This is a genomic window from Plantactinospora solaniradicis (genome assembly GCF_042658085.1).
GTDB lineage: Bacteria > Actinomycetota > Actinomycetes > Mycobacteriales > Micromonosporaceae > Plantactinospora > Plantactinospora solaniradicis.
On the sequence record NZ_JBHSPR010000018.1, the window covers coordinates 102,151 to 127,739 of the forward strand.

General features: G+C 70.6%; 22 protein-coding genes. 11 read left to right on the forward strand and 11 right to left on the reverse strand.

Features of this window, described 5'->3' with window-relative positions; translation table 11 throughout:
• Nucleotides 1-6: 6 nt before the first annotated feature.
• Nucleotides 7-1,017, reverse strand: coding sequence for a DUF5954 family protein (locus ACFP2T_RS22195; protein WP_377424662.1), 1,011 nt, complete (start codon nt 1,015-1,017; stop codon nt 7-9).
• 117 nt (nt 1,018-1,134) lie between these two features.
• Here ACFP2T_RS22195 and ACFP2T_RS22200 point away from each other — a divergent pair, with 117 nt between their 5' ends.
• From ACFP2T_RS22200 to ACFP2T_RS22210, 3 genes are all read left to right on the forward strand, one after another.
• Nucleotides 1,135-2,076 carry an ATP-binding cassette domain-containing protein gene (locus ACFP2T_RS22200; protein WP_377424664.1) on the forward strand — a complete coding sequence of 314 codons (942 nt, stop codon included), beginning with the start codon at nt 1,135-1,137 and terminating at the stop codon, nt 2,074-2,076.
• A complete protein-coding gene (locus tag ACFP2T_RS22205; RefSeq protein WP_377424665.1) occupies nt 2,073-2,822 on the forward strand; it encodes an ABC transporter permease in 750 nt (249 codons plus the stop codon). Before ACFP2T_RS22200 ends, ACFP2T_RS22205 begins: the two co-directional genes overlap by 4 nt.
• Before the next feature lie 186 nt (nt 2,823-3,008).
• On the forward strand, nt 3,009-3,845 hold the full coding sequence (locus ACFP2T_RS22210; RefSeq protein WP_377424667.1) for a DUF4097 family beta strand repeat-containing protein: 837 nt from the start codon (nt 3,009-3,011) through the stop codon (nt 3,843-3,845).
• A gap of 5 nt (nt 3,846-3,850) precedes the next feature.
• Here ACFP2T_RS22210 and ACFP2T_RS22215 read toward each other — a convergent pair whose 3' ends face one another.
• From ACFP2T_RS22215 to ACFP2T_RS22235, 5 genes are all read right to left on the reverse strand, one after another.
• Nucleotides 3,851-6,994 (reverse strand): BTAD domain-containing putative transcriptional regulator, encoded by a 3,144-nt coding sequence (locus ACFP2T_RS22215; protein WP_377424669.1) that lies wholly within the window; start codon nt 6,992-6,994, stop codon nt 3,851-3,853.
• A gap of 78 nt (nt 6,995-7,072) precedes the next feature.
• On the reverse strand, nt 7,073-9,040 hold the full coding sequence (locus tag ACFP2T_RS22220; protein ID WP_377424671.1) for a sugar ABC transporter permease: 1,968 nt from the start codon (nt 9,038-9,040) through the stop codon (nt 7,073-7,075).
• Between the two features lie 235 nt (nt 9,041-9,275).
• Nucleotides 9,276-10,121, reverse strand: a complete 846-nt coding sequence (locus ACFP2T_RS22225; protein WP_377424672.1) for a transglutaminase-like domain-containing protein — start codon at nt 10,119-10,121, stop codon at nt 9,276-9,278.
• 101 nt (nt 10,122-10,222) lie between these two features.
• Nucleotides 10,223-11,548, reverse strand: a complete 1,326-nt coding sequence (locus tag ACFP2T_RS22230; RefSeq protein WP_377424673.1) for an MFS transporter — start codon at nt 11,546-11,548, stop codon at nt 10,223-10,225.
• A 2-nt stretch (nt 11,549-11,550) separates the two neighbouring features.
• Nucleotides 11,551-12,126, reverse strand: a complete 576-nt coding sequence (locus ACFP2T_RS22235; RefSeq protein WP_377424674.1) for an ArsR/SmtB family transcription factor — start codon at nt 12,124-12,126, stop codon at nt 11,551-11,553.
• A gap of 93 nt (nt 12,127-12,219) precedes the next feature.
• Between ACFP2T_RS22235 and ACFP2T_RS22240 the strand changes: the two genes are divergently transcribed.
• A complete protein-coding gene (locus ACFP2T_RS22240; RefSeq protein ID WP_377424675.1) occupies nt 12,220-12,930 on the forward strand; it encodes a hypothetical protein in 711 nt (236 codons plus the stop codon).
• An 83-nt stretch (nt 12,931-13,013) separates the two neighbouring features.
• A complete protein-coding gene (locus tag ACFP2T_RS22245; protein WP_377424676.1) occupies nt 13,014-13,745 on the forward strand; it encodes a hypothetical protein in 732 nt (243 codons plus the stop codon).
• 133 nt (nt 13,746-13,878) lie between these two features.
• Here ACFP2T_RS22245 and ACFP2T_RS22250 read toward each other — a convergent pair whose 3' ends face one another.
• Nucleotides 13,879-15,171, reverse strand: a complete 1,293-nt coding sequence (locus tag ACFP2T_RS22250) for an acetyl-CoA C-acetyltransferase (RefSeq protein WP_377424677.1) — start codon at nt 15,169-15,171, stop codon at nt 13,879-13,881.
• Between the two features lie 57 nt (nt 15,172-15,228).
• On the opposite strand from ACFP2T_RS22250, the gene ACFP2T_RS22255 reads away from it, so the two are divergent.
• The 3 genes from ACFP2T_RS22255 to ACFP2T_RS22265 all read left to right on the forward strand — a co-directional run bounded on the left by ACFP2T_RS22255 (nt 15,229) and on the right by ACFP2T_RS22265 (nt 18,778).
• Nucleotides 15,229-16,647 (forward strand): 3-oxoacyl-ACP reductase, encoded by a 1,419-nt coding sequence (locus ACFP2T_RS22255; RefSeq protein ID WP_377424679.1) that lies wholly within the window; start codon nt 15,229-15,231, stop codon nt 16,645-16,647.
• A gap of 70 nt (nt 16,648-16,717) precedes the next feature.
• The gene (locus ACFP2T_RS22260) at nt 16,718-17,581 is read left to right on the forward strand and encodes a MaoC/PaaZ C-terminal domain-containing protein (protein ID WP_377424681.1); all 864 of its coding nucleotides are present in this window, start codon (nt 16,718-16,720) and stop codon (nt 17,579-17,581) included.
• Nucleotides 17,582-17,905: 324 nt separating this feature from the next.
• A complete protein-coding gene (locus ACFP2T_RS22265; protein ID WP_417629209.1) occupies nt 17,906-18,778 on the forward strand; it encodes a pectate lyase family protein in 873 nt (290 codons plus the stop codon).
• 125 nt (nt 18,779-18,903) lie between these two features.
• Here ACFP2T_RS22265 and ACFP2T_RS22270 read toward each other — a convergent pair whose 3' ends face one another.
• The 4 genes from ACFP2T_RS22270 to ACFP2T_RS22285 form a co-directional block, all read right to left on the reverse strand.
• Nucleotides 18,904-20,517, reverse strand: coding sequence for a serine hydrolase domain-containing protein (locus ACFP2T_RS22270; protein WP_377424683.1), 1,614 nt, complete (start codon nt 20,515-20,517; stop codon nt 18,904-18,906).
• A 39-nt stretch (nt 20,518-20,556) separates the two neighbouring features.
• Entirely contained in the window at nt 20,557-20,883 is a 327-nt protein-coding gene (locus tag ACFP2T_RS22275) for a hypothetical protein (RefSeq protein WP_377424684.1), read from the reverse strand.
• Nucleotides 20,880-21,260 (reverse strand): ArsR/SmtB family transcription factor, encoded by a 381-nt coding sequence (locus ACFP2T_RS22280; RefSeq protein ID WP_377424685.1) that lies wholly within the window; start codon nt 21,258-21,260, stop codon nt 20,880-20,882. The genes ACFP2T_RS22275 and ACFP2T_RS22280 overlap by 4 nt, the downstream gene beginning before the upstream one ends.
• A gap of 140 nt (nt 21,261-21,400) precedes the next feature.
• Nucleotides 21,401-22,045: a TetR/AcrR family transcriptional regulator gene (locus tag ACFP2T_RS22285; protein ID WP_377424686.1), complete on the reverse strand. Its 645-nt coding sequence runs from the start codon at nt 22,043-22,045 to the stop codon at nt 21,401-21,403.
• Nucleotides 22,046-22,117: 72 nt separating this feature from the next.
• On the opposite strand from ACFP2T_RS22285, the gene ACFP2T_RS22290 reads away from it, so the two are divergent.
• The 3 genes from ACFP2T_RS22290 to ACFP2T_RS22300 all read left to right on the forward strand — a co-directional run bounded on the left by ACFP2T_RS22290 (nt 22,118) and on the right by ACFP2T_RS22300 (nt 25,557).
• Nucleotides 22,118-22,570 carry an SCP2 sterol-binding domain-containing protein gene (locus ACFP2T_RS22290; RefSeq protein ID WP_377424687.1) on the forward strand — a complete coding sequence of 151 codons (453 nt, stop codon included), beginning with the start codon at nt 22,118-22,120 and terminating at the stop codon, nt 22,568-22,570.
• 179 nt (nt 22,571-22,749) lie between these two features.
• Nucleotides 22,750-23,964: an acyl-CoA dehydrogenase family protein gene (locus ACFP2T_RS22295; RefSeq protein ID WP_377424688.1), complete on the forward strand. Its 1,215-nt coding sequence runs from the start codon at nt 22,750-22,752 to the stop codon at nt 23,962-23,964.
• 3 nt (nt 23,965-23,967) lie between these two features.
• A complete protein-coding gene (locus ACFP2T_RS22300; protein WP_377424689.1) occupies nt 23,968-25,557 on the forward strand; it encodes an AMP-binding protein in 1,590 nt (529 codons plus the stop codon).
• Nucleotides 25,558-25,589 lie beyond the last annotated feature (32 nt).

Below are 25,589 nucleotides of genomic sequence, written 5' to 3' on the forward strand. Positions count from 1 at the left end.
GTCGGTTCAGTCCGGATCGGGCATCAGGCCCTGCGCGCGGAGTTGTTGAACGTGCCGGGCCGGCGGTGGGTCCGGATCCCGGTCCGAGGGGCGCGGCCCCTCCGGGCCGTCCGGGCCGACCCGCACGAAGGTCTCGACTCGGGTCACCCGGCACGGCACCCCGCGCACCTCGAAGTTGTCGGTACGCGGAGGCCGGTGCGCCGCGCGGGCGCGGTCGTACGCCGCCATGAACTCCTCGATCGGGGTGTTCTCGTCCGGCAGGATGTCGGCGATGGAGAAGGATCCCGCGTCCCGGGCGGCTTGCGGCGTCGGATACGTGGCAACGGACCGGGGCCGCCAGCCGCCGTCGACGTACGCCCCGATGGTGTAGCCGACCGGGAGCAGCACCACGTTCGGGTGGGTGGTCACCGCCCGGCGGGAGTCGGCGTGTACGTCCTCGGGCACGGTATCCGTCCGGTAGGACGCCGAGATCATCTCCATCCGGACGAGTCCTTCGGTGAGCCCGGTACTCGCGGTCGGGTCGATGACGAACCCGTCCATCTGCGACGTGGTCCGATCGGCCTGCCCCGGCGGGTACGGGTCCGGGTCGGTGGGCCGGGGCGGCTCGGGTCCGTCCGGGCCCATCCGGATGAACGGTTGGGCCCGGATGATCCGGTAGCGGCGACCGTTGACGGTGAGTTCGTCGACGGCCTCCCAGTCGAGCAGCTCGTACGCCGCCTCGCACTCCGCCCGCTCGGCCGTGTGCTCGGCGGTCTGCGGTGTCTCGCTGAACAGCCTTCGGAAGTGGGAGGCGAGGCCGTCCCGGGCATGTTGCGGCGCATCGGCGTCGAGCCGGAGGATCCGCCACCGGCCGTCCACCTCCTCGGCCGAGCCGAAGATCGGGGCGCCCCACATGAGCGTCGGATAGGCGATCGAGCGGTGTCGGGCGTCGTCCTCGGAGACCGCGGACACGGGGTCGTTCCGCTGCTCGATCTTGATTAGCAGGTAATCAGGCACCTGCTTACCGTGATAGGACATGTACGCATTGTGTTCCCTTGGCAGCTGCGACGCAGCCCCGCCGTGTCGGTGGGCGTGTCAGAGGGCGTGTCAGAGCCGTGTCAGGGGCGTGTCAGGCCGGGTGCCGACAGTGGTCGCATGACAAGTTCGGCGATTGCGGTAACAGGGCTACGGAAGGCATACGGGGACAAAGTCGTGCTCGACGGCATCGATCTGGATGTTCGTGCGGGTACGGTCTTCTCCCTGCTCGGTCCGAACGGGGCGGGCAAGACGACGACGGTGAACGTGCTGACCACGTTGATGAAGGCCGACGGTGGGACGGCACGGGTGGCCGGGCACGACATTGCGACCGAGACCAAGGCGGTGCGCGCGGCGATCGGGGTCACCGGTCAGTTCGCGGCGGTCGACGAACTGCTGTCAGGGCAGGAGAACCTGCAACTGATGGTGGACCTCCACCGGATGCGCTCCGGCGAGGGCAGGCGGATCGTCACGGAGCTGCTGGAACGGTTCGAGCTGGCGGAGTCGGCGCAGAAGCTGGTGTCGACCTACTCCGGCGGGATGCGCCGCAAGCTCGACCTCGCGATGACGCTCGTCGGCAGCCCACGAATCATCTTCCTGGACGAGCCGACGACGGGACTGGACCCCCGCAGCCGCCGCACGATGTGGGGAATCGTCCGCGAGCTGGTGGCCGACGGCGTGACCATCTTCCTCACCACCCAGTACCTCGAGGAAGCCGACCAGCTCGCCGACCGGATCGCGGTACTCGACCAGGGCCGCCTGGTCGCCCAGGGCACCCCCGACGACCTCAAACGCCAGATCCCCGGCACCCACGTCCGGCTCCGGTTCACCACCGGCCCCGAACTCGACACCGCCGCGGGTCTGTTCACCGACTCCACCCGCGACGACGAGGCACTCACCCTCCGGGTCCCCAGCGACGGCGGCACGACATCGCTGCGCGCCCTGCTGGACAGGCTCGACACCCACTCACTCAGCGCCGAGGAGTTCTCCGTCCACACGCCCGACCTCGACGACGTTTTCCTCGCCCTGACCGGCCACACCACGAAGGTGGACGCGAAATGAGCACCAGATCCCACTCGACCGTCATGCTGCGCCGCAACATCAAACACATCACCCGGAACCCGACCTCGGTGTTCAACGCGGTCCTGATGCCGATCGTGATCATGTTGATGTTCGTGTACATGTTCGGAGACGCCTTCAACGTCGGTGTCGACTACATCGACTACGCGACACCGGGACTGATCCTGCTGGCCGTCTGCTACGGACTCGGAGCCACCGCAACATCGGTGAACTCCGACATGACCAAGGGCATCATCAACCGGTTCAAGGTCATGGACGTCTCCCGCGCCGCCGTGTTGACCGGACACGTCATCGCCAGCGTCCTGACCAACCTCATCGCCATCGGAGCCCTCATCGGCGTGGCGTTCCTGCTGGGATTCAACCCCTCGGCGAGCCCCGTCGACTGGCTCGGCGCGGCCGGCATCGTCGTCCTGCTCAGCGTCGCGGCCGGCTGGCTCACCGTCGCCCTGGGACTCGCGGCCAAATCACCGGAAACGGCCGGCCTGGCCGCCGTACCACTGGTCATGCTGCCGTTCTTCAGCAGCGCGATCGTACCGGCGGAGAAGATGGGACCGGGCCTGCGGCAGTTCGCCGAGTACCAGCCCTTCACCCCGATCATCGAAACCCTACGCGGACTCCTCAACGGCGCACCCGACACCGGCACCGCGATCACCGCCACCGCCTGGTGCCTCGGCATCGCCCTCGTCGGATACCTCTGGGCATCGTCCACATTCAAGAAGCGGGCGTGACCTCCCGGACGACGGCCTTCCGAGAGCCGTGATCGGGCCGACCCCGAAGCCGCGAGCGAAGAGTTGATGCGGCGCGCGCCAGCCAGCGACGAGCGCGCGCCGCAGGCGTGCGGACAGATGCCGCACAGGCTGGGTCGGCCGAGCCCCCCACCAACGAATCAAGCATGAGACAAGAGGAGAGTTGTCATGCCTACATTCGCCACGCCAGGGCCCATCGTCGCCACCGTTGTCGTCGCCGGCGCTCGGGTGCGGGTCACCGCGAGCGACCGGGCCGACAGCGTGGTGCTGGTCGAACCCATCGACAAGGCGAGCCGGTCGGACGTCAAGGTGGCCAACGAAACCAAGGTCGACTTCGCCGGTGGTCATCTGTCGGTCAAGACGACCGCCCCCGGGGACAAGAGCGGTTCGGTCGCCATCACGATCGACCTGCCCGCCGACTCCAGCCTGGTTTCGTACCTGGCGCACTCGGATGTCCAGGCTGACGGCTCGTTCGGCGAGTGCGAGCTGCACATGGCATCGGGTCGCGTCCAGCTCGATCGCATCAACGCGCTACAGGCGAACATCGCGGCCGGTGAGGTCACCATCGACCACATCGCCGAGTGCGCCGACATCGACGGTGCGGCCTTCGCAATGCGGATCAGCGAGGTCAAGGACACCGTCAAGCTGTCGAGCTCGGGCGGACAGATCTGGATCGGCCACGCATCGGCCGACCTCGACCTCAGCAGTGGCAGCGGCGGTTTCGACATCGACCGCGCCGACGGCGGCGTCATCGCCAGAACGGGCGACGGCGCCATTCGGATCGGCCGGCTGACACGCGGCCAGGCGGAGCTGTCGAACAACTCAGGAAACATCGAGGTCGGCATCGCCGAGGGCGCCGCCGCCAGGGTGGACGCCGACAGCAAGCGGGGGTCGGTGCGCAACTCCGTACCGTCCCAGGAAAACTCCGACACGTCCGACAGCAGGGTCACGGTCCACGCCCGCACGCGGCACGGCGACATCACCATCCACCGCGCAGGACGCTGACACGTTCAGGCGGCGAGTGTGACCGCGACCAGTTCACGCCAGTTCGTCTGCGTGCCTTCCCGAGCCGCCTCGGCGAACCGTGTGTCGCCGAGGCCGCGCCGCGCGGCCTGCTCGATCCGGGCCACGTCCGGGTGGGAACGATCCGGCAGGCCGCGCACGCCGGCGCTCGCCGCGAGCAGCCGCGCGGCCTGCTCGTACTGGTCGCCGCGTAGTGCCAGGTCCGCGGTGCCGACGAGTACCTGCGCGATCAGGGGCGCGTGCCCCGCCTCGGAGGCCGCCTGGAAGGCCGCCGCATGGTGCGTACGGGCCTCGCCGAGATCGTCGGCAAGGTAGCCGAGCAGGTCGTGTGTTGCCGCGCGGATGTTCAGCTCCTCCGCCTCGTCGCCCAGCACGGTCGTCGCGATGCGGAGCTGCTGGTACGCCTCCTCGGCGTTGCCGCGCCAACGAGCGAGTTCCGCCTTCGAGAGCGCCAGCTCGGCCAGCGCATCCGGCCAGGTGACCCGTTCCGCGCACCGCCCGGCCTCGGCGATCGCCGCCGCACTGGACTCCTCATCCCCCAGCAGCCAGTAAAGCCGCGCCTGTCGGGACCGCATCCGGATGACATCCTCGACGGCACCGAGTTCGGTGACGACCACGACCGCCTGTTCGTAGTACTCGCACGCACTGGCGAACTCACCCCGTACGGCGATCCGGTCCGCCAGCTCGCTGAGGGCGAACCAGATCCCGAACCGTTCGCCGAGTGCCCGGAACTCGGCGAGCGCCATCTCGAGATACGCCTCCGCATCCCGCCCCTGGTGACCGAGGATGATCCGCATCTTGCCGAGATGTAGCCGGGCCAGTGCGCGTACCCAGGGGTCCTCGTGGTCCAACAGTTGTTCGAACGCGGGCAGGAACGCGCCCGGCTCCTGGAGCATGCGTTCCAGCGCGGCGGCGAAGCTGATCACCGGGTGTCGGCTGTGACTGCGCCGGCCGAACCGGTGCGCCTTGTGGATCCACTCTGCCGCCTGGTGTTCGTCGCTCCGCCCGGAACTCACGAACTGCACGACAAGCCCGTACACCGTGGCCCGGATCTCGTCGGTCACCTCACCGGGCGTCTCGGTGGCCGCGGTGATCAGCTCGAAGCCTTCGGCCTTGTGCCCGGCGAGCCACCAGTACCAGCCGGCGCCGGCCGCGAGTCGCATCGCCGCGTACGCCTCACCGGCAGCGAGCGCACCACGCATCGCAGAACTGATGTTCTCGTGCTCGACCCCGAGCGTGGCGAGCCATTCCAACTGCTCGGCGCGGCGAAGGCGCGGCTCCGCGGTCTCGGTGAGTTCGGTGAAGTAGGCGAGATGCGCGTGCCGTGCCAGGTCCGACTCCCCCGCCTCCGCGAGTCGCTGCCCGGCGTACTCCTTGATCGTGCCGAGCATCCGGTAGCGCGGTGCGATGTCGCCCTCGGCGACAAGCAGCGATTTCTCGGCCAGCGCGGTGAGCAACTCGAGCACCTGCTCCTGCTCGACCGCGTCGCCGACGCAGACCCGCTCGGCCGCTTCCAGACTCGCCCCGCCCGAGAACACCGAGAGCCTGCGCAGGACCATCCGTTCGGCGTCGGTCAGTAGCTCCCAGCTCCAGTCGACCACCGCGCGCAGTGTCCTGTGTCGCGGCAACGCGGTACGGCTACCGCCGGTCAGCAGACGGAACCGGTCGTCGAGCCGGTGGGCGAGCTGATCGAGGGACATGGTGCGCAACCTGGCCGCGGCCAGTTCGATCGCCAGCGGCATCCCGTCCAACGCCCGGCAGATGCGCACCATCGTCGACAACGTACGGGCGTCGACCCCGAGATCCTTGCGCACCGCGCCCGCCCGGTCCCGCAGCAACCGGACGGCCGGCGAGGACTCGATCTCCCCGGGGCCGGCGTCTCCCTCCGGCAACGCCAGCGGCTCGACCAGCCACAGCGCCTCACCGGTGATGCCGAGCGGTTCCCTGCTCGTCGCCAGGATCCGCAGCCGCCGGCACTCCCCGAGCACGCGATGGGCGAACGCCGCCGCCGACTCGATCACGTGCTCACAGTTGTCCAGAATCAGCAGCGCTTCCCGGTCGCGGATCGCGGCGATCAGCCGGTCCGTGGGCTCCGCGTTCGGTGCCTCGCCGAGCAGAGCATCCCGCAGGCCGAGCCCGGCGAGCGTCGCCTGCGCCACGTCACCGTCCGCGCCGATGTCCGCGAGTTGCACCAGCCAGGCCCCGTCCGGCAGGTCGCCGAGCAGCGTACGCGCGGTCTCCGTGGCCAGCCTGGTCTTCCCCGAGCCGCCCGGCCCGATCAGAGTGGCGAGCCGATGTTCGGCGACGAGTTCGCCGACCGCGGCGACATCAGCGTCCTTGCCGACGAAGCTGGTCAGCTCGGCACGCAGGTTGGTCTTCCGGTCTTCCTCCCCCCGTCCCAACTCGCCCCGCAGCAGCGCGACGTGCAGCCCGGACAGCTCCGGTGAGGGGTCGACGCCCAGCGCGTCCGCCAGGGCTTCTCTCGTGCGCTGGTACACCAGCAGCGCCTCGCTGCCGCGACCGGCCACGACGAGGGCACGCATCAGCGCAGCGACAAGCCGTTCCCGCACCGGATAGGCGGCCACCAGATCGGTCAGCTCCGTGACCAGCTCCACACCGTGGCCGAGGCTGACCTCCGCATCGAACCGGTCCTCCAGAGCAGTCAGGCGCAATCCATCCAGCCGGGTTATCGCCGCGTCAAACGCCGCACTGTCGGACAAACCCACGTCCTGCATGGCCGCACCGCGCCACAGCGCGAGGGCCTCGCGCAGCAGCCGTACCCGCCGTGGATCATCGTCATGCCGGACCTGGCCCGCCGTGATGAGGCGTTCGAACCGCACGGCGTCGACAGCGTCGGGTTCCACCGTCAACCGGTAGCCGTCCGTCTGCCCCTCGACCAACCCTTCCGGCAGCGCCTTCCGTAGCCGGGAAACCAGGCGTTGCAGGGCATTCGTCGCATCGGAGGGCGGGCGCTCACCCCAGATCCAGTCGACGAGCGTCGCCTTCGGGACCACGCGACCCGGTTCGAGCGCGAGGGCGATCAACAGCGCGCGCAACCGGGCGCCCGGCACGTCGGCCAGGACGCCGTCGTCCGTGCGAGCCTCGAATGGTCCAAGTATCCCGATCTGCACCTGGCAGATCTTGCCACGGGCGATTGGCAGACCTCCGACTGCTGACCGGCGTAGGAAGTTGTCGAGCCAACCCCAGGGTTACTCGGCCTTCTCGATCGGCGACGGTTCGGCCGGTGACGGCGGCACCTCGGTCGGTGGCGGTGGTGGTGCCGCTGGTGCCGCTGGTGCAGAAGATGCACCGTGCGGGCCAGGCTGCGGCGGCACCGGGCCGGCGCCGACCCATCCCTGCGGCGGCGGAGCACCGTACGGCTGGGCACCGTAGGGCTGTTGGGCGCCGTACGCGTGTGGCGGAGCACCATAGGGTGACGGCCCGTACGCCTGGGGTGGCGGGCCGTACGGCTGCGGGGGTACCGCGACACCGAAACCGGTGTTCGGCGGGGACGGTTGTGAGGCCGGCTCCACCGCCCCGCCGCCGACCCGGATGGCCAGGCGGTCCAGGTAACCGATCTGGAGCGCGGCGAACGCCAGCAGGAAGACAATGAGCAGCGGCAACGGCAGGACCAGGCTCAGGATGCCGCCGTCCACGTCGAATCGCTGGGCCATCGACATCTCGGCGATGACCGGCGCCGGCATGTTGTCGACGTCCGACGCGATCAACCGCGACCAGAACGGCTGCTGGGCATTGAACAGCCAGGTCAGCAGGAACGCGGCGGCCAGCATCGGCAGTGCGGGCAGCAGCAGGGCACGGCCGATGTCGCTGCCACTCCGCCACTTCGGATGCTGCCCCCGGAACAGCAGGGTGAAGACGAACAGCGCCGGTACGGAGAGCCAGATCGGCGGGATCAGGCCGAGGAAGGTGTTTACCTGATCGCCCTCGGCCGCTCGCTTGAAGCCGACGACCGCCAGCGGGCCGACGCCGACGAAGAGCCAGGGTGCGAAGGGGACCAGGAGCAGTTCGCTCCACCGGCCGAGCGGTCGCAGCGCGCCGATGCCGAAGCCGGCGACCGCCGCCAGCCCGACCGAGACCAGCGCCGAGATGAACGGCGGCAGCCAGGTGTTGACGAGTACGTCCGAGGTGCTGATCTCGCGGGGAAGTTCGGTACCGCCGAAGGCGTGCTGGAGCCAGGGCGAGGACGCCCAGCCGAAGATGCCGAGGAGGACGACCAGCGCGGCGATGACCACCCCGAGGTAGACGCCGCGCCCCGGTCCGGCAGCCACTGCCGGGCTGTCGGGAGCAGCGGGCGCGGCGGGAACAGCGGCGGCGGGAGCGGCGGGAACAGCGGCGGCGGGCGCGGTGGTGCCCGGCGGCCCCGAGGGCCGGTCGCGCCAGCCGTCGAACTCGATCCGGGTACGGCTGGCCAGCAGCAACCCGGTCGCGGCGAGCCCGAACAGACCGAGCAGGAGCAGCAGCAGCACGGAGCCGGCGGCGCCCACCCCCAGCCGCATGGTGGAGAAGCTAACCTGCGTCACGCCGAGTACCGCGGTCATGGTGGATCGTTCCGGCCCGCCCCCGGTGAGCAGCGCCGGCGCGGTGAAGATCTGGAGCGTCAGGGCGAGCACGGCCAAGCCGACGAACCCGCCGACGGTCAGCAGGGCGGGCGTGGGCCGGCGACCCGGTTCCCGCTGCCGCAGCGCGCTCAGGAACGCCGTCGCGGCGATCGCGACGACCAGCCCGAACGACGTCGCCGCGAGCACCCAGACCAGCTCGAGCCGCGCGCCGTCCGCCAGCTTGTCCGACTCGGCCAGCCGTACCCGCCAGCCGAGGAACACGGCGACCGGGGCGTACCCGGCGACCGGCAGGGCCAGCACACCCCGGGTCACCAGCCGGGGCACCCGGCCCGCCTGGTTGGCGACGAACGCGAGCAGCGGCGCGGCCAGCAGCGCGAACGCCAGCGGCAACAGGCCGAGCAGGAGTGTGAAGCCGAGCTGTCCGACCAGCCCATTCTCGAAGATCGTCTGATAGTTCTCGCCGCCGGCCGGCTCCGACTCTCCGCTCAGGAGGCTGTCGTGCTGAAAACTCATCAGCATCGTGGACAGGGTCGGCACGACGTACGACCAGATCAGCGCGATCAGCGCCGGCAGCAGCAGCGCGAGCCCGAGCAGCACCCGTCCCCCCGAGCCGGACCCGGCGGGTCGTGCGGGATGGTGCCCTACGGGTGGAATCGTCCCGGTCCCTGGCGGTTGCCCTGGAAAACTCATCGCGTGTGTCCCGCCGCTCGACTCAATGGCCACAGTGACCGTACCTAAGGCCGCTCCACATCGGCCTTTTCCGTGGTTCCGATTCCGTCGGGTCCGGTTCGGGCATCGGCGGCCTCTGGGGGGCCGGTAACGGGGTCGAGGGCTACTGCTCGGGGTGGCCGCCGCCGGTGAGGGAGGCCGGTACGGGGAGGCGCGGGTCGCCGCGGTAGGCGTCGGTTGCCTGCCGAAGGGGGCCGCCGGCCGCGCTGACCGCGGCGACCCGGTCGAGCAGGTCGAGGTCCGTAGGTTCCAATTCGTCGTAGTGGACGGGGATGAGGCCCCAGTTGTCCCAGGGGAGTGTCTCGACGCGGTTGAGGCTGGCCAGGTCCCGCACCACGTTGCCCTGGATCTCCCACATGCCGGTCAGGCCGGCGACGGCGACGCCGATCCGATCGGAGTCCCGGCGACCGGACCGGCATTCCCGCCACGCCTGGCCACCGACGAGGAACCCGTCACGGGGCACGTCCAGCGGGTCGACATCGGCGTCGGTGTAGGTGCCCCCGGGTGCGCTGGCGACCTGTGCGTCGACCAGACGCCAACCGTGGTCGTCGTCCCAGGCCTCCACCACCCAGTGGTCGTCGAAGAAGCCGTCGGTGAAGTAACCGGCGAACCCGGCTCGCGCTCGGGCCGGTACGCCGGCCTGGCGCAGCATCGCGCAGAGCAGGACGGTGAAATCCCGGCAGGTGCCGGCGAAGCGATCCTCGGGCCGGCGCTCGTCCAGCGTGCCGAGGTGGCCGAGGATCGCCTCGACGTACCGGGTGTTCGCCTCCTCGCGACGCTGCTCCGGAAGGGTGAAGCCGAATCGCCAGGTCCAGTCACGATGGATCAGCACACCGCCGATCACCCTGGCCATCGCGGCGGCGTCGGCCGACAGACCGCTGAGCAGGTGCGCGTTGGCGCCCGGGTCGGTCAGTCGACTGTGACGCCGGTAGAAGTCAAGCTCATCCATGTGCCGCAGGTTAGCCAGGCCGTACGACGATTGCCTCCCGCGCCTACGCAGGTGCCGGGTCGGGAAGCGCCGGAAGTTGGACGCCTCCACACCTGACCAGTTCAGAGCTTCCCGGCCGGGCCGGCCGGTTCGGTGGATCCGGCGGCACCCGCCGCCGTCAGCCCGCTGGCCGCCGGGAGATCCGGAGTCGGAGCGGCGTCGGGCGTCGGCAGGTGGGCCGACAATCGGCGTACCCCGGGGTCGAGCAGCATGCCGAGCACCGCGAGCAGCACTATCCCGGCGGCGACCAACAGGGTCGGTCCGGTTCCGAGGGCCAACGCCACCGGCCCGATCGCGATCTGGCCGAGCGGGATCGCCAGGAACGAACCGAGCGCGTCGTACGAGTAGACCCGGGCGAGCTTGTCGGCCGGGATGTTCTGCTGCATCGACGTTTCCCAGGCGATCGAGAACTGCTCCACCGCCGCACCGGCGATGAACCCGGTGACCAGCAGGAGGGCGAATCCGGGAGTCCAGGCCAGCCCGACCAGCAGCAGCACGTCGGCGAGCATGCAGAGCACGCCGAGCAGGAGCAGCCGGCGTACCCGGACGCGCAGCGCGAACAACGCCCCGGCCACCATTCCGGCGGTCTGGGCGGCGAGCACCAGGCCCCAGGCCCGGCGTCCGATCGTCTCGTCCGCGACGGCCGGGCCGAGGACGTTGATCGAGCTGGCGTACGCGAAATTGATCAGGAGGAAGCCGAGGACCACCACCCAGACCCAGGAGCGGGCGACGAACTCGGTCCAGCCCTCGCGCAGTTCCCGGAACGGGTTGGGCCGGCTGGTGTCGCGGTTGGCGACCGGGGTCACCCGTACCCGGGCGAAGGCCAGCGCGGCCAGCGCGAAGGTGGCGGCGTCCACGAGCAGGCCCCAGCCCGGTCCCACGCCGGCGACCAGGACGCCGCCGAGCGAGGCACCGCCGATCATGGCCGCGTTGACGCCGAGCCGGTTGAGCGCGTTCGCCGATTGCAGCAGCTCGGCCGGTACGGTCTGCGGCACCAGCGCGGCGGCGGCTGGCCAGGCGAAGGCGGTCACCACCCCGTTGACGGCGCTGAGCGCGATCAGCGCCGGGATCGTCGCGGTGCCGGTGAGCACGAGCGCCGCGACCGCGCCCTGGGTGGCCGCCGCGAGCGTGCAGGACACCACCATCACGGCGTGCCGGGGCAGCCGGTCGGCCAGCACGCCGCCGAAGAGCAGGAACAGCACGTTGGTCAGCGACCGTGCGCCGACCACCAGGCCGAGGTCGCGCACCGAGCCGGTGAGATCGAGTACGGCGAACGCGAGCGCGATCGGTGCGACCGAGTTACCGAGCATGGTGGCGGCCCGGCCGAGCGCCAGATAACGGAAGGGCTGGTGCCGCAGCGGCGCGAGGACTGCGTCGCGGGATCCCATGGTCAGTCCTCCATCTGGAACAGGGCGACGGTCACGCTCACCCGCTGGGTGCCGGGGGTGCGCGGTGGGCGGGCGGCCTGGTGCAGCCGGGCCGACGCCTCGGCGACCGCGCCCCGGATCTCGGCCCACATTTCGGGGTCGACCCAGAATTCGGCGTCGGTGAGGAAGTTGCCGGGGCCGGGCCGTAGCTCGGCGGACCGGCGGCGCAGTTCGGCGGCGAGCGCGGCGTAGAGCAGCCGGTGTTCGGGGGTGGGTCCGGTGCCCTCCGCGGCCGGCGGGCGCGAACCGGCCTCGCGCGTCGGGTCGTGCCGGTAACGCTTGGCGACCCCGCCCCGGATGCGCTCCTCACCGGCCACGTCGATCAGGCCGGCAGCGAGTAGGTGCCGCAGGTGGTAGCTGGCGTTGGCGTGGGTGAGGTCGAGTTCGCGGGCGATCTCGGCGGCGGTCATCGCGGTCGCGGTCAGCAGCGACAGGATCCGCATCCGGAGGGGATGGGCCAGCGCCCGCAACCGCGCTTTCGGGTCCGGCGTGTCGTCGGCGCCCGGCTGGCGGTCCGGGCCATCAACTCCCAAAGACATGTTGGGGAGTATAGGAAACGAATCACCAACTATCAAACACTTATTTGGAGGTGGGTGGCGTGGCGGATCCGGCGGGCACCGCGGGGTGTCGGGGTGATCCGCTACGGTGCCGCCGTGGAACTCAACCAGGGATGGGTGGGCAGCGATCTCGGCGACTACCGGGAGTCTGCCGCCACCTACCGGGGCTACCCCGTGGACAGCCTGCCGCCGCTGCCTGAGGAGAGGTTCGACGGCAGCTTCCACTGGCTGGCGGAGGTGCCGATCGTCGACCCCGAGACCAGCGACATCGAATACGACATCGAGATCGAGTACATGACGCCGATCGAGGCCGGGCCCACCCTGCGGGCGCTCGGGCCGGGCCTACCGGCGTCGTTCACCGCGTTCATGAGTCGACCCGAACTACTGGCCGCCGTACCGTCCTGCACCGCCTGCTGGTGGGACCTGTCGACGGCGCCGGTGCCCAGCCCGCTCGGCGACGGTGCCCGGCTGGTGCGTTTCCTCAACGACCAGCAGGGCTGCGTCTTCTGGTACCTCTACCTACTCCCCGACGGCGGGCACCGGATCGCCTGCGGCACCTACCAGTACGACGCCGACGAGCCGGTGGGTGCGGCGGAGGCGGCAGCCGACCTCGTACAGGTGGCGCCGGACTTCGAGCACTTCGTCTACCGGTTCTGGGTCGAGAACGTCGCCTGGTTCGAACTCGTCGGAGCCAACCTGGACTGGGACGAGTTGTCCCCGCCGGTACGCGACTACCTCCGGCCGTACCGCAGCGCTCGGCGCTCCAGGATCGCCACCACGCCCTGACCGGCAGCCACGCGGCAGATGCGGGCCGGGGGCCGGCCCGGGGTGAGAAGATAGCCGGGCCAAGCAGCCGAAGGGGGTGTGCCATGGCACCGAGCGGCGCTGCGCCGGATGCTCGTTTCGACGTTCCGTTGTATTCACAAGCCGAAGCCGCTCGTTACGTCGACATGCCGGCATCGACCCTCCGTACCTGGGCTCAGGGCTACGAGCGACGCGGTCATGGACGGTCGAGAACCCGGCGGGCTCAGCCGGCGGCCACATCGGTGGTCAGGGGCAGCCCGATCATCACCTACGTTCCCCCGCTGCACCCTTCGGACCCATCGGTTCCCTTCATCGGCCTCGCCGAAGCTATGTTCCTGTCCGCCCTGCGGAAGGCGGGAGTGCCACTACAGCAGATCAGGCCGGCATTGAGTCTGGTACAGGAGCGCCTCGACGTCACGCACGCGCTAGCCTCCCGCCGCCTGTACGCCGTCGGCGCCCAACTGCTGTGGGAGGTGGCCGAGGAGGGGGAACTCGATCGGGGCTCCCGCCGCGCCCTGATCGTTCTTCGCGACGGTCAGTACGTCTTCCGAGAAGTCATCGAACAGTACCTTCGGCGGATCGAGTACGCCGACGACGGATACGCGGAGCGGGTCACGCTGCCGGGCTACAAGTGGCGAGAGTGGTCGCCGATCCTCAGATCAACTTTGGTCAACCATTCTTCTCGGAGCAGACCAGCGGATCAGGTACAACCGCCTCGAACGTCGGGCTCTCTGCCTGTCCGCAGCGCGCTGCTTCACATTTCCTCGGGGCGATCTCAGCGCCGTAGAGGTGATTGAACGGCTATCGCGGCACCGACCGGAGATCGAGCGCGTGTGCTCGGCGCTTGCCGGTCCGTTCGTCTATCACCTGAACCGGGACAACCTTGTCGCCATGAACCTCGACTGTACCGACTGCCTTTCCTGACCGCGCTCAGCGCTCCAGGATCGCCACCACGCCCTGACCGCCGGCCGCGCAGATCGAGATCAGGCCCCGTCCGGAGCCCCGCTGGGCGAGCAGTTTGGCCAGGGTGGCGACGATCCGGCCGCCGGTCGCCGCGAACGGGTGCCCGGCGGCCAGGGACGAGCCGTTGACGTTCACCTTCGCTGGATCGATCGAGCCCAGCGGCGCGTCCAGGCCGAGCTTCTCCTTGCAGAACTCCGGTGACTCCCACGCGGCGAGGGTCGCCAGCACCTGCGAGGCGAAGGCCTCGTGGATCTCGTAGTAGTCGAAGTCCGCCAGGCTCAGCTTCGCCCTGGCGAGCAGCCGGGGCACGGCGTACGCGGGAGCCATCAGCAGCCCCTCGTCGCCATGCACGAAGTCGACGGCGGCGGCCTCGGACTGGCCGAACCAGGCGAGCACCGGCAGGTTGTGCGCCTTCGCCCACTCTTCCGAGGCGAGCAGCACCGTCGAGGCGCCGTCGGTCAGCGGAGACGAGTTCCCGGCCGTCATGCTGGCCCGGTCGGCGTCCGGGCCCCGGGTGCCGAAGACCGGCCGGAGGGCGCCGAGTTTCTCCACACTGGTGTCCGGCCGGAGGTTCTGGTCCCGGGTCAGCCCCAGGTACGGCGTGACGAGATCGTCGAAGAACCCGCGCTCGTACGCGGCGGCGAGCCGCTGGTGCGACCGTACCGCCAGTTCGTCCTGGTCCTGCCGGGCGATGTTCCAGCGCCGGGCGGTGACCGCGGCATGCTCCCCCATCGACAGCCCGGTACGCGGCTCGGCGTTGCGCGGAATCTCCGGCCGGAACGGCTGGGCCGGGCGCAGCCGGGTGGCGGCCCGGAGTCGCCCGCCCAGGCTCCGGGCGGCGTTGATCTCCAGGAGGGTGCGGCGCAGGTCCTCGTTCACCGCCAGCGGCGCGTCGGAGGTGGTGTCCACTCCTCCGGCGACGCCGACCTCGATCTGACCGAGTGCGATCTTGTTGGCGACCAGGATCGCCGCCTCCAGACCGGTGCCACAGGCCTGCTGGAGGTCGTACGCCGGGGTGCGCGGGTCGAGGCGGGAGCCGAGTACGACCTCGCGGGTCAGGTTGAAGTCCCGGGAGTGCTTCAGCACGGCTCCGGCGGCCACCTCGCCGAGCCGCTCGCCGGCCAGTCCGAACCGGGCGATCAGCCCGTCCAGGGCGGCGGTCAGCATGTCCTGGTTGGATGCCTTGGCGTACCGGCCGTTCGAACGGGCGAACGGAATCCGGTTGCCCCCGATGACCGCGACGCGACGTACGGTTTCCACGGTGCCGCCTCCAGAACACAGGGTTGTCACGACCTTACCCGTGAGTAGGCTACGCCCATGAGTGACAGGTACGCGAGCTTCGCCCACACCGGACCCGGCCGGGCGCTGGTCAAGCGCCTCGGCCTGCCCGACCCGCCCCGACTGCGCCGGGACCGCCCCGGCGACCCGCTGATCCACGGACCGGTCCGGCTGGACGCCGCCCCCGGCGGCCGGTTGCGCGAACCCCTGGCGAAGCTGCTCACCACCGCCGGTGTCGAGCTCTCCGCCGATACCGACGCAGCCGCCGATGTCGAGGGGGCCACCGGTGTCGAGGGGGCCGCCGGTGTCGAGGGAGCCGACCACGGCGCGGCGACCGCCGCCCGGCCGGTCCTCCACGGCGCCCTGCTCTACGACGCCACCGGGATCACCGACTCGACCGGGCTGCGCGCCCTCTTCGACTTCTTCCATCCGTTGGCCCGGGCACTGCACCCGTCCGGCCGGGTGATCGTGTTCGGCAGCCCGCCGGAGTCCTGCACCAACCCCCGGGAGGCCACCGCGCAGCGCGCGTTGGAGGGCCTGACCCGCAGCATCGGCAAGGAGTTCGGCCGGGGCACGACCGCCCAACTCGTCTACGTCGCACCCGGTGCCGAACGGGCCGTCGAGTCGACGCTGCGCTTCCTGCTCTCCGGCCGCTCGGCGTACGTCTCCGGGCAGGTCGTCCGGATCACCCCGGCCGACGTACCCGAGGTCGACTGGGCACGTCCGCTGGCCGGCCGGATCGCCCTGGTCACCGGGGCGGCCCGGGGCATCGGCGCGAAGGTCGCCGAGGTGCTGGCCGCCGACGGCGCCCAGGTGGTGGCGCTCGACGTACCGGCTGCCGGGGACGCGCTCGCCGAGGTGGCGAACGGCGTCGGCGGTACGGCGGTACAGCTCGACCTGACCGCGCCGGACGCACCGGTGCGGCTGGCCGAGCACCTGGCCGACCGGCACGGCCGGGTGGACGTCGTCGTGCACAACGCCGGGATCACCCGGGACAAGACCCTCGGCCGGATGAAACCGGACTGGTGGGACCAGGTCCTGGACGTCAACCTGTCCAGCCAGGAGCGGATCAACGAGGTACTGCTGGACCGGGGACTGATTCCGCACGGCGGCCGGCTGATCGCGGTCTCCTCGATCGCGGGGATCGCCGGCAACCGGGGCCAGACCAACTACGCCACCTCGAAGGCCGGGGTGATCGGGCTGGTGCACTCGATGGCGCCACTGCTCGCCGAGCGGGGCATCACGGTCAACGCCGTCGCCCCGGGCTTCATCGAGACCCGACTGACCGCCCGGATCCCGCTGATGTTCCGCGAGGCGGGCCGGCGGCTGAACAGCCTGGCCCAGGGTGGCCTGCCGGTCGACGTGGCGCAGACCATCGCCTGGTTCGCCTCGCCGGGATCGGCCGGGATCACCGGCAACGTGGTCCGGGTCTGTGGCCAGAGCGTGCTCGGGGCCTGACGACCGACCGATCGACTGGAGGCAGCCTGATGACCGATCGAGGCGAGACGACCGATCGAGTGGAGGCGTGATGACCGACGCCGAGGTCGAGCTGTCGACGATTCCGGCCGCTGGGCCGCTCTACCGCCGGGCGGCCATCGGGCTCGCCCCGGGCTTCGGTCCGGGACGGCGGGCCGACCGGCTGCCCGACCTGGAGCTGGTGGTCCGGGGGGTCACCGTCGATCGCGACCACCTGACCGGGTACGACCGGGTGTGCGGGTTCCGGCTCGCCGACGCGCTACCGCCGACGTATCCGCACGTGCTGGCCTTTCCGCTGGCGCTGCGCCTGATGAGCGCGCCGGAGTTCCCACTGCCGCTGGTCGGTCTGGTGCACGTGGCGAACCGGATCACCGTGCACCGCCGGATCGACGCGGCCGAGCCGCTGGACCTGTCGGTACGCGCCGTCGACCTGCGTCCGCACGACCGGGGGCGGCAGTTCGACGTACTGTGCACCGCCTCGGTCGGCCCCGAGGTGGTCTGGCGCGGCGTGTCGACGTACCTGCGGCGGGAGCGCGGCGGGGCGGATGGTGGCCGGCGCGAGCCCGGGGAGTATCCGGCGCCGCCGGCTCCGAGTGCGCTCTGGCGGGTGCCGCCCCGGGTGGGCCGGGACTACGCCCGGGTGTCCGGGGACCGCAATCCGATCCACACCTCGCGGATCGCGGCCCGGCTTTTCGGCTTCCCGGGGCCGATCGCGCACGGCATGTGGAGCAAGGCCCGCTGCCTGGCCGCGCTGGAGGGCCGGCTGCCGGACGCGTACGAGGTGGAAGTGGCGTTCAAGCTGCCACTGGCGCTGCCCGGAACGGTCGCGTTCAGCGCCACCCCGGCCTGGACCTTCGGCCTGCACGACACCAAGCGCGGCCGGCCGTACCTGGTCGGCGGAGTGGCGTCGATCTAGGGCTAAGCCGACAGCTTGGACCAAACATCGAAATTTACCGTTGACAGGGCCGAAGGTGCATCGATAGTCTTCGCTATGACCTGGAAAGCGCTTTCCAGGCTCCCCCGTCCCGGTGCGCGGAACCCCCCGCCGCACCCGTCCACCTACCGCTGGCGGCGCCCGCGTCCCACCCGCGACCCGGCCGCCGGGGTGGACCACTTCCACTCGGAGGTAGCTGTGACCAGCACCAGAACCACCAAGTCCGACCGCACCCGGCGGCTCACCCGGGTGCCACTGCTCGCTGCGGCCACCGCCGCCGTACTCGCGGCCACCTCGCTGACCGCGATGCCCAGCGCGTCGGCCGCCTCGTTCAACATGCAGGGCTGGGCGACCCAGTGTGGCGGCACCACCGGCGGCGGTAGCGCCTCCCCGGTGACCGTCACCAGCGGCAGCCAACTGGTCAGCGAAATGCAGGCCAGCGGGGCCCGGGTGATCCGGTTCTCCGGCAGCCTGTCGATCAGCGGCATGCAGAAGGTCGCCGCCAACAAGACCATCATCGGTGTGGGCAGCGGCGCGGCCATCACCGGTGGCGGGCTCAACGTCGCCAGCGTCAGCAACGTCATCATCCGGAACATCAACTTCCGGAACTGGAGCGACGACGCGATCAACGTGCAGTACTCGACCCGGGTCTGGATCGACCACAACAGCTTCAGCAACGGCTCCGACGGCGCGGTCGACATCAAGCGGGCCTCGGACTGCGCCACCGTCTCCTGGAACCGGGTCTTCAACCACGACAAGTCGTTCCTGCTCGGCCACTCCGACGACAACTCGGGCGAGGACAGCGGCAAGCTGCGCGTGACGTACCACCACAACTGGTTCGACGGCTCCGAGCAGCGGCACCCCCGGGTCCGCTTCGGTAACCCGGTGCACGTCTTCAACAACTACTACAACAGTGTCGGCGGCTACGGCGTCGCCTCCACCGAGGGCGCCGGTGTGCTCGTCGAGGGCAACTACTTCGAGAACACCGACGACCCGTACCACCTGGGCGAGGCCGACTCCGGCCCCGGCACCCTGGTCGCCCGGAACAACCACTTCGTGAACTCCGGCAGTGGCCAGACCGGCGGCAGCGTGCGGAGCCTCCCGTACAGCGTCAGCGTCGACCCCGCCGCCAACGTGAAGTCGATCGTCACCGGCGGTGCCGGCACCGGTCGGATCTGATCGTCCGCACCATCGCACGGCAACGCGCCACCCGCCGGGGTGCTCCGATCCACACGATCGGAGCACCCCGGCACCTCGGCGTCCACACCTGCCCCCGCCCTAGCGGGCTGGAGGTGGCGTACCCGCTATCCGCCGCCGCGCGGTCTGGACAGGGCATACCCGGCGGCGGCGAGGCGTACCAGCGCGATCGTGCCGGCCAGCACCGCGACCGCGACCATCGCGTGGCCGATGTCCATCGTGTAGAGCATCGCCTGGGCCAGGCCGGCGCCGTCGAACATCGCCGGAAGCGCCCAGAGCGCGCCGGTCACCAGCGCGGCACAGCCGACGACCCAGCCCGCCGCGCCGACGACGATCCGACGGCGCGCGGCCGGCACCCCCGCCCTCCGTCTGCGCCGGACGGCCCTGACCACCGACCAGGTCAGGACGATCAGCAGCAGCCCGACGACGACCAGCAACCCGGTGAGCGTCCAGGTGAGGGCGGAGTCCCGGGCAGCCGCGACCGGCTCGCCGCCCCGCATGATCCGGGCGACGTTGAACGCCATCGAGGCCAGTGGCCAGTCCATGGCGAGGCTGTACACGTTGGACAGGATCACGACGGCCAGGTCCGATCCCGGTACGAGCAGGATGTGCCCGAAGTAGTTGGCGGCCGCTCCGGCGTGCCAGACGAGGCGGTCACCGAAACCGTCGAGGGTGCTCTCCCGCCATCCCAGCCCATAGCTGCCGCCCCCGCCGACGGCGACCTGACCGGCGTGCAACTCGGCGATGCCCTGCGGCGAGAGGACCGTGGCGTCGCCGTACCGGCCGTCGTTCAGCTGGGCTACGGCGTAGTGCGTCAGGTCCGACAGGCTCGCCGCGAGGTGGCCGTACGGCACACCGGAGGCGTCGAAGGGCGGGTCGAAGCGGGTCGGGTGACCGAAGTAGTAACGGTGTCCGGGCGGCACGCCCACCGCCCGCGCCTCGGCCCCGGTGGTGGCGGAGTGTGTCATGCCGAGCGGGTCCAGCACGTGTTCCCGTAGGTATCCGCCGAACGTCTGCCCGGTCACCGTCTCCACGAGCAGACCGAGGATCATGTAGTTGGCGTTGCTGTACTGGTAGGCCTCGCCGAGCGGCATCGTCGGCGAGACCGTCGCCAGGTCCCGTACCGACCGGGCCAGCCCGTCCGGCGCGTTGTCGTACCGGTCGTTCAGGCCCATCGTCACGACCTGGGGCAGCCCGGTGGTGTGGGTCAGCAACTGCCGTACGGTGATCCGGGCGGCGACCGACTCGTCCGCCAGTCGCAGCTCCGGGACGTACCGGCGGACCGGCGCGTCGAGTTCGACCCGTCCCGCCTCGACCAGTTGCCGTACTGCCAGCGCGGTGAACGACTTGGACACCGAGCCCACCACGAACGGCGTCTGCGGTGTCACCCGCGCCCCGTCGCCGTCGACGCCCCAGGTGCCCTGGCCGATCACCTCGGTACCCCGGACGACCGCGTACGCCAGGCCCGGTATCCGGATCTCGGCCATGTGCCGACGCAGGTACGTCTCCACCCTGGCGATCTCGTGCTCGGTGGCCCTGCCGACATCGTCATCGCTCGATCCGGAATCGGCCGTCGACCCGGAATCGGCCGTCGACCCCGAATCGGCCGGGTTACCGGCCGCCGGTCCCATCGGAACGGCCACGGCCAGTGGGACCAGCACCGCCGTGAGCGCCGCCAACAGGATCGTCCCCATCCCCGCCCACCGCGAACGGACGCCCATGTCTCAATCCCTCCAGTCGAGGAGTCGACCAACGCCTGGTCAACCGATTTGACTCAGCAGGCGCTCCAGTTCGGCGAGCCGCTGCTTGACCTCCGCCAACTCGTCGCGGGCCGCCCCCAGTTCCGCGCGCAGGCCCTTGAGTTCGGTGGCGGTGGCCTGGCCGGCCTCCGCGGTCCGCGCTCCGGCCTCGGCGACGCGTTCGGCCAGCGCCTCGTACCGATCCGCCCCGACCGCCGACCGCCGGGCCCGGTAGAACCCCAGAACCACGAGACCGACGACGGTGACCAGTGCGACCACCAGCACCGTCGAGGCGATCGTGGCCGTCTGCGCAATGTCCAGGTCGGCACTCAGTACTACTGTGCTCACTTCTCGTCCCTTCGCGATCCACCGGTTTCCGGGGCACCCGGTGCCGGCCCATCCATCCCCACCTGTTCCGCGCCCAGCGACCGCACCGCCGCGATGACCGCCTCCGGCGTCAACTCCAGCGCGAACGGCACCAGCTCGAAGTACTTCACCGAGCTTCCGTCCCGCGCCGTCTCCAGCGCCCCCGTGACCAGGCCGGCGGCCTCCAGCCGTTGCAGGTGCATGTACAGCAGCGGCCGGTTCATCTGCAGCTGTCGAGCCAACTGGCTGACGTAGGTGCGACCCTCGGCGAGCGCGGCGATGATCCGCAGCCGGTGCGGGCTGGCCATCGCGGTCAGCACCCGCAGCAACTCGTCGCCGGAGGGCGAAGCCTGGTCCATGCCTCTGGTTCCCTTCCGGGGTGTCAGTCCGGACTGACACCCCCCTGTCAGAAGAGACTGACACCCCCGGCCACATGCGTCAAGCCCGATACCGGTTCGGTATCGGGCGGCGGGAAGAGTCAGTGCGGAGGCGGTACGACTCAGTCGTCGACCGGAGGCGGGCGCCACTGGTGACCGGCCAGCATGCTGCCGGCGCCGGTCCAGCCGAAGTTCATCATCCGGGTGGCCATCCCGTCCGGGTCGGCGTCCGGATGGTCGGCGAGCCAGTCGGCCAGCGACTCCGACGCGCCGACCAGGGCGTACGCCATGACCTCCCGCTCTGCCGCGCGGACCTCGCGCCCCTCGGCGGCCAGGCCCCGGTCGAGCATTCCGGCGACCACCTCGATGATCCGACTGCGCATCGCGGCGAGTTCGTCCGCGAACGGGCGCTCCCCGCGCGCCTGCCGGTACAGCACCGCCCAGCCGTCCCGGTGCGCCCCGACGAACCTGAAGAACGCCCGCAGGCCACGCCACAGCCGCTCGTCGAACGGCAGGTCCGGCACGACGGCGCCGACGATCGCCTCCATCAGCCGGGTTCCCTCCCGATGCAGGCAAGCTGTGAAAAGCTCCTCCTTGGAGCCCAGGTAGGCGTAGACCATGGGTTTGGAGATCCCGGCCTCGTCGGCGATCTCGTCCATGCTCGCCGCATGGAAGCCGCGCCGGGAGAACACCTTGACGGCCGCGTCGAGCATCTGCTGCTCGCGTACGGCTCGGGGCAGCCGCTTGAAGGTGGGCGTGGTGGACACCTTGCGAGCTTACCTACTCGTGCGTAAGGTTACGCATCAGTAACCACTGACCCAGCCCGGAAGGTCCACTCCATGACTGACTTCGATCCGGCGACCTTCGCCTCGGTCGATCCCAAGCAGTTCGCCCAGCTCGTCAAGTCCACTCCGGACGACAAGCTGGCCGAGGTGATGCGGAGCGACCTGCGGGACACCGTACTCGGCGCGGTATTCGGTCGCATGCCGTCGCTGTTCCGGGCCGACCGCGCGGGCTCGACCAACACGGTCATCCACTGGACCATCACGGGCCGCCCGGACGGTGGCTCGGACACCTACGAGATCGTCATCGAGGACGCGACCTGCACGGTCTCGGAGACCCCGCAGCGGGACCCGAAGCTGACCCTCACGATGGGACCGGTCGAGTTCCTGAAGATCGTCTCCGGTGGCGCCAACCCGGTGATGATGTTCATGACCGGCAAGCTGAAGGCAAAGGGTGACCTCGGGCTGGCGGCCAACATCGCCAACCTGTTCGACATCCCGAAGGCCTGATCCCGAAGGCCTGATCCCGAAGGCCTGACCCGAGATCCCGAGGCCTGATCCGAGCCGGTGCAAGTCCTGGTCGGGCCGACCGACCGGAGGCCCGACCAGGGCCCGACACCTGACATGGCCGATCCCGGGACCCGACGTGACCGGGCCCGGGATGTGATGACGCGCGGAGAGGAGACGTCGTGACCGAGTTCTCGCTCGACCTGAACGAGGAGCAACGGGACCTGCGCGACTGGGTGCACGGCTTCGCCGCCGACGTCGTACGCCCGGCCGCGGCCGAGTGGGACGCCCGCGAGGAGACCCCCTGGCCGGTGATCCAGGAGGCGGCGAAGGTCGGGCTGTACGGCTTCGAGTTCATCGCCACCTGCTGGGCCGATCCGAGCGGCCTCTCGCTGCCGATCGCCAGCGAGGAACTCTTCTGGGGCGACGCCGGCATCGGGCTGTCGATCTTCGGCACCACGCTCGCCGTGGCCGCCATCTACGGCGCCGGCACCCCCGACCAACTCGTCGAGTGGGTGCCGCAGTGCTTCGGCAGCGTCGACGAACCGGCGGTCGGGGCGTTCTGCAGCACCGAGCCGGAGGCCGGCTCCGACGTCGCCGCCATGCGCACCCGGGCCCGGTACGACGAGGCAGCCGACGAATGGGTGCTCAACGGCCAGAAGGCGTACGCCACCAACGGCGGGATCGCCGCCGTGCACGTGGTGACCGCCTCGGTCGAGCCCTCGCTCGGCTCCCGCGGGCAGGCCGCCTTCGTGGTGCCGCCCGGCACCCCGGGGCTGACCGCGACAAAGAAGCTCAAGAAGCTGGGCCTGCGCGCCTCGCACACCGCCGACGTCTTCCTCGACGAGGTACGGGTGCCCGGCCGCTGCCTGCTGGGCGGACGCGAGGCGTTGCTCGAACGGCTCGACCGGGCCCGCTCCGGCCAGCGCGGAAAGAGCCAGGCGGCGATGCGTACGTTCGAGTTGTCCCGACCCACCGTGGGGGCCCAGGCGATCGGGGTGGCCCGCGCGGCGTACGAATACGCCCTGGCGTACGCCCAGGAGCGGGTCCAGTTCGGCCGGGCGATCATCGAGAACCAGGCAATCGCCTTCCAACTCGCGGACATGCGTACGGAGATCGACGCCGCCCGGCTGCTGGTCTGGCGGGCGGCCTGGATGGGCCGGAACAACCGCCCGTTCACGGCGGGCGAGGGATCCATGTCCAAGCTCAAGGCCGGTGAGGTGGCGGTGTCGGTGACCGAGAAGGCGGTGCAGATCCTCGGCGGCGCCGGCTTCCTGCGCGATCATCCGGTCGAACGCTGGTACCGGGACGCCAAGATCTACACGATCTTCGAGGGGACCTCCGAGATCCAACGCCTGGTCATCTCCCGAGCCATCTCCGGACGGCAGATCCGCTGACCCATGGCCCTACCCTTTCTCGTCGCCACCCTGACCCGCCGTGGCCTGCTCAAGCCCGGCTCGCCGATCCGGGTCGCGGCCCAGCTCGGCGCGCTACGGAACTGGGGTTTCAGCCTCGCCGGGGAGCTACGTCAGGCCGCCGCCCGGGATCCGGACCGGATCGCCGTGGTCGACGAGGAACTCGGTGAGATCAGTTACCGGGATCTGTTGGACCGGGCCGGACGGCTGGCCCGGTCGCTGCGGGCGAGGTACGGCATCGCCGAGGGCGACCGGATCGGCGTGCTCTGCCGCAACCACCACGGGCTCGTCGAGACGGCCATCGCCGGACCACTGCTCGGCGCCGACATAGTGCTGGTCAACACCGGGCTCTCCGGGGCACAGCTCGCGGACGTCGTGCAGGAGCAGCGGATCCGGCTGCTGGTGCACGACGCCGAATTCGTCGACCGGACGATCGGACTCCCTCCGGAAGTGGACCAGCTCGACGAACGCGGGTGCGCGGACCTGGTCGCCGCCGCACCGCTGGGCGAACTGCGCCGCCCGGGGCGGGACGGCCGGACCATCGTGCTCACCTCCGGCACCACCGGTACGCCGAAGGGAGCCCGACGGCCCACCCCGAACGGGCTCGGCCCGCTCGTCGCCATCATCGACCGGATCCCGCTGCACGCCGGGACCCGGATGATGATCGCGGCCCCGCTCTTCCACACCTGGGGGTACGCGGCACTACAGATGGCCTTCGCGCTGCGGGGCACCGTCGTACTGCACCGCAGGTTCGAGCCGGAGGCCGCCCTGGACGCGGTAGAGCGGCACCGGTGTACCGCGCTGTTCGCCGTACCGGTGATGGTGCAGCGGCTGCTGGAGGTGCCGCCGCCGGCTACCCAACCGCCGCTGGAGGTCGTCGCGGTGAGCGGTTCCGCCCTGCCCGGCGGCCTGGCGACCCGGTTCATGGACCGGTACGGCGACGTCCTCTACAACCTGTACGGCTCCACCGAAGTCTCCTGGGCCGCCATCGCCACCCCGGCCGAGCTGCGCCAGGCTCCCACCACCGCCGGCCGCCCGCCGCACGGGACCCGACTGGCGATCCTCGACCGGGACGGCAACCCGACCCCGAACGGTCAGGTCGGCCGGATCCTCGTCGGCAACGAGCTGCTGTTCGAGGGGTACACGTCGGGCACCGGGGGCGACGGCAGCGATGGCGGCGATGGCGGTGACGGTGGCGGGCTGTTGGACACCGGCGACCTCGGCCATCTGGACGCCGACGGACTGCTCTTCGTCGACGGGCGCGCTGACGACATGATCATTTCTGGCGGCGAGAACGTCCACCCGTCCGAGGTGGAGAACCTGCTCGCCGAGTTGCCCCAGGTACGCGAGGTGGCGGTGATCGGCGTGCCGGACCGGACGTACGGCCAGCGGCTGGCGGCGTACCTGGTGCTGCTTCCCGGTGAGGTGCTCGATCCGGAGGCGGTACGGGAGTACGTCCGCCGCTACCGGGCCAGGTTCTCGGTCCCCCGGGACGTCATCTTCGTACCGGCGCTGCCGCGCAACGCCACCGGAAAGGTGCTGACCCGGGAACTGCGCCGGTACCACCAGGCCTGACGGTGCGCCCGCCGGCCGGAGCGGACGGGGCG

What these genes read in the sequence shown, in the direction of transcription:
- ACFP2T_RS22195 (WP_377424662.1), bottom strand. Translation starts at nt 1,017, where the DNA reads ATGTCCTATCACGGTAAGCAGGTGCCTGATTACCTGCTAATCAAGATC.
- ACFP2T_RS22200 (WP_377424664.1), top strand. Translation starts at nt 1,135, where the DNA reads ATGACAAGTTCGGCGATTGCGGTAACAGGGCTACGGAAGGCATACGGG.
- ACFP2T_RS22205 (WP_377424665.1), top strand. Translation starts at nt 2,073, where the DNA reads ATGAGCACCAGATCCCACTCGACCGTCATGCTGCGCCGCAACATCAAA.
- ACFP2T_RS22210 (WP_377424667.1), top strand. Translation starts at nt 3,009, where the DNA reads ATGCCTACATTCGCCACGCCAGGGCCCATCGTCGCCACCGTTGTCGTC.
- ACFP2T_RS22225 (WP_377424672.1), bottom strand. Translation starts at nt 10,121, where the DNA reads ATGGATGAGCTTGACTTCTACCGGCGTCACAGTCGACTGACCGACCCG.
- ACFP2T_RS22230 (WP_377424673.1), bottom strand. Translation starts at nt 11,548, where the DNA reads ATGGGATCCCGCGACGCAGTCCTCGCGCCGCTGCGGCACCAGCCCTTC.
- ACFP2T_RS22235 (WP_377424674.1), bottom strand. Translation starts at nt 12,126, where the DNA reads ATGTCTTTGGGAGTTGATGGCCCGGACCGCCAGCCGGGCGCCGACGAC.
- ACFP2T_RS22245 (WP_377424676.1), top strand. Translation starts at nt 13,014, where the DNA reads ATGGCACCGAGCGGCGCTGCGCCGGATGCTCGTTTCGACGTTCCGTTG.
- ACFP2T_RS22255 (WP_377424679.1), top strand. Translation starts at nt 15,229, where the DNA reads ATGAGTGACAGGTACGCGAGCTTCGCCCACACCGGACCCGGCCGGGCG.
- ACFP2T_RS22260 (WP_377424681.1), top strand. Translation starts at nt 16,718, where the DNA reads ATGACCGACGCCGAGGTCGAGCTGTCGACGATTCCGGCCGCTGGGCCG.
- ACFP2T_RS22265 (WP_417629209.1), top strand. Translation starts at nt 17,906, where the DNA reads ATGCCCAGCGCGTCGGCCGCCTCGTTCAACATGCAGGGCTGGGCGACC.
- ACFP2T_RS22270 (WP_377424683.1), bottom strand. Translation starts at nt 20,517, where the DNA reads ATGGGCGTCCGTTCGCGGTGGGCGGGGATGGGGACGATCCTGTTGGCG.
- ACFP2T_RS22280 (WP_377424685.1), bottom strand. Translation starts at nt 21,260, where the DNA reads ATGGACCAGGCTTCGCCCTCCGGCGACGAGTTGCTGCGGGTGCTGACC.
- ACFP2T_RS22290 (WP_377424687.1), top strand. Translation starts at nt 22,118, where the DNA reads ATGACTGACTTCGATCCGGCGACCTTCGCCTCGGTCGATCCCAAGCAG.
- ACFP2T_RS22300 (WP_377424689.1), top strand. Translation starts at nt 23,968, where the DNA reads ATGGCCCTACCCTTTCTCGTCGCCACCCTGACCCGCCGTGGCCTGCTC.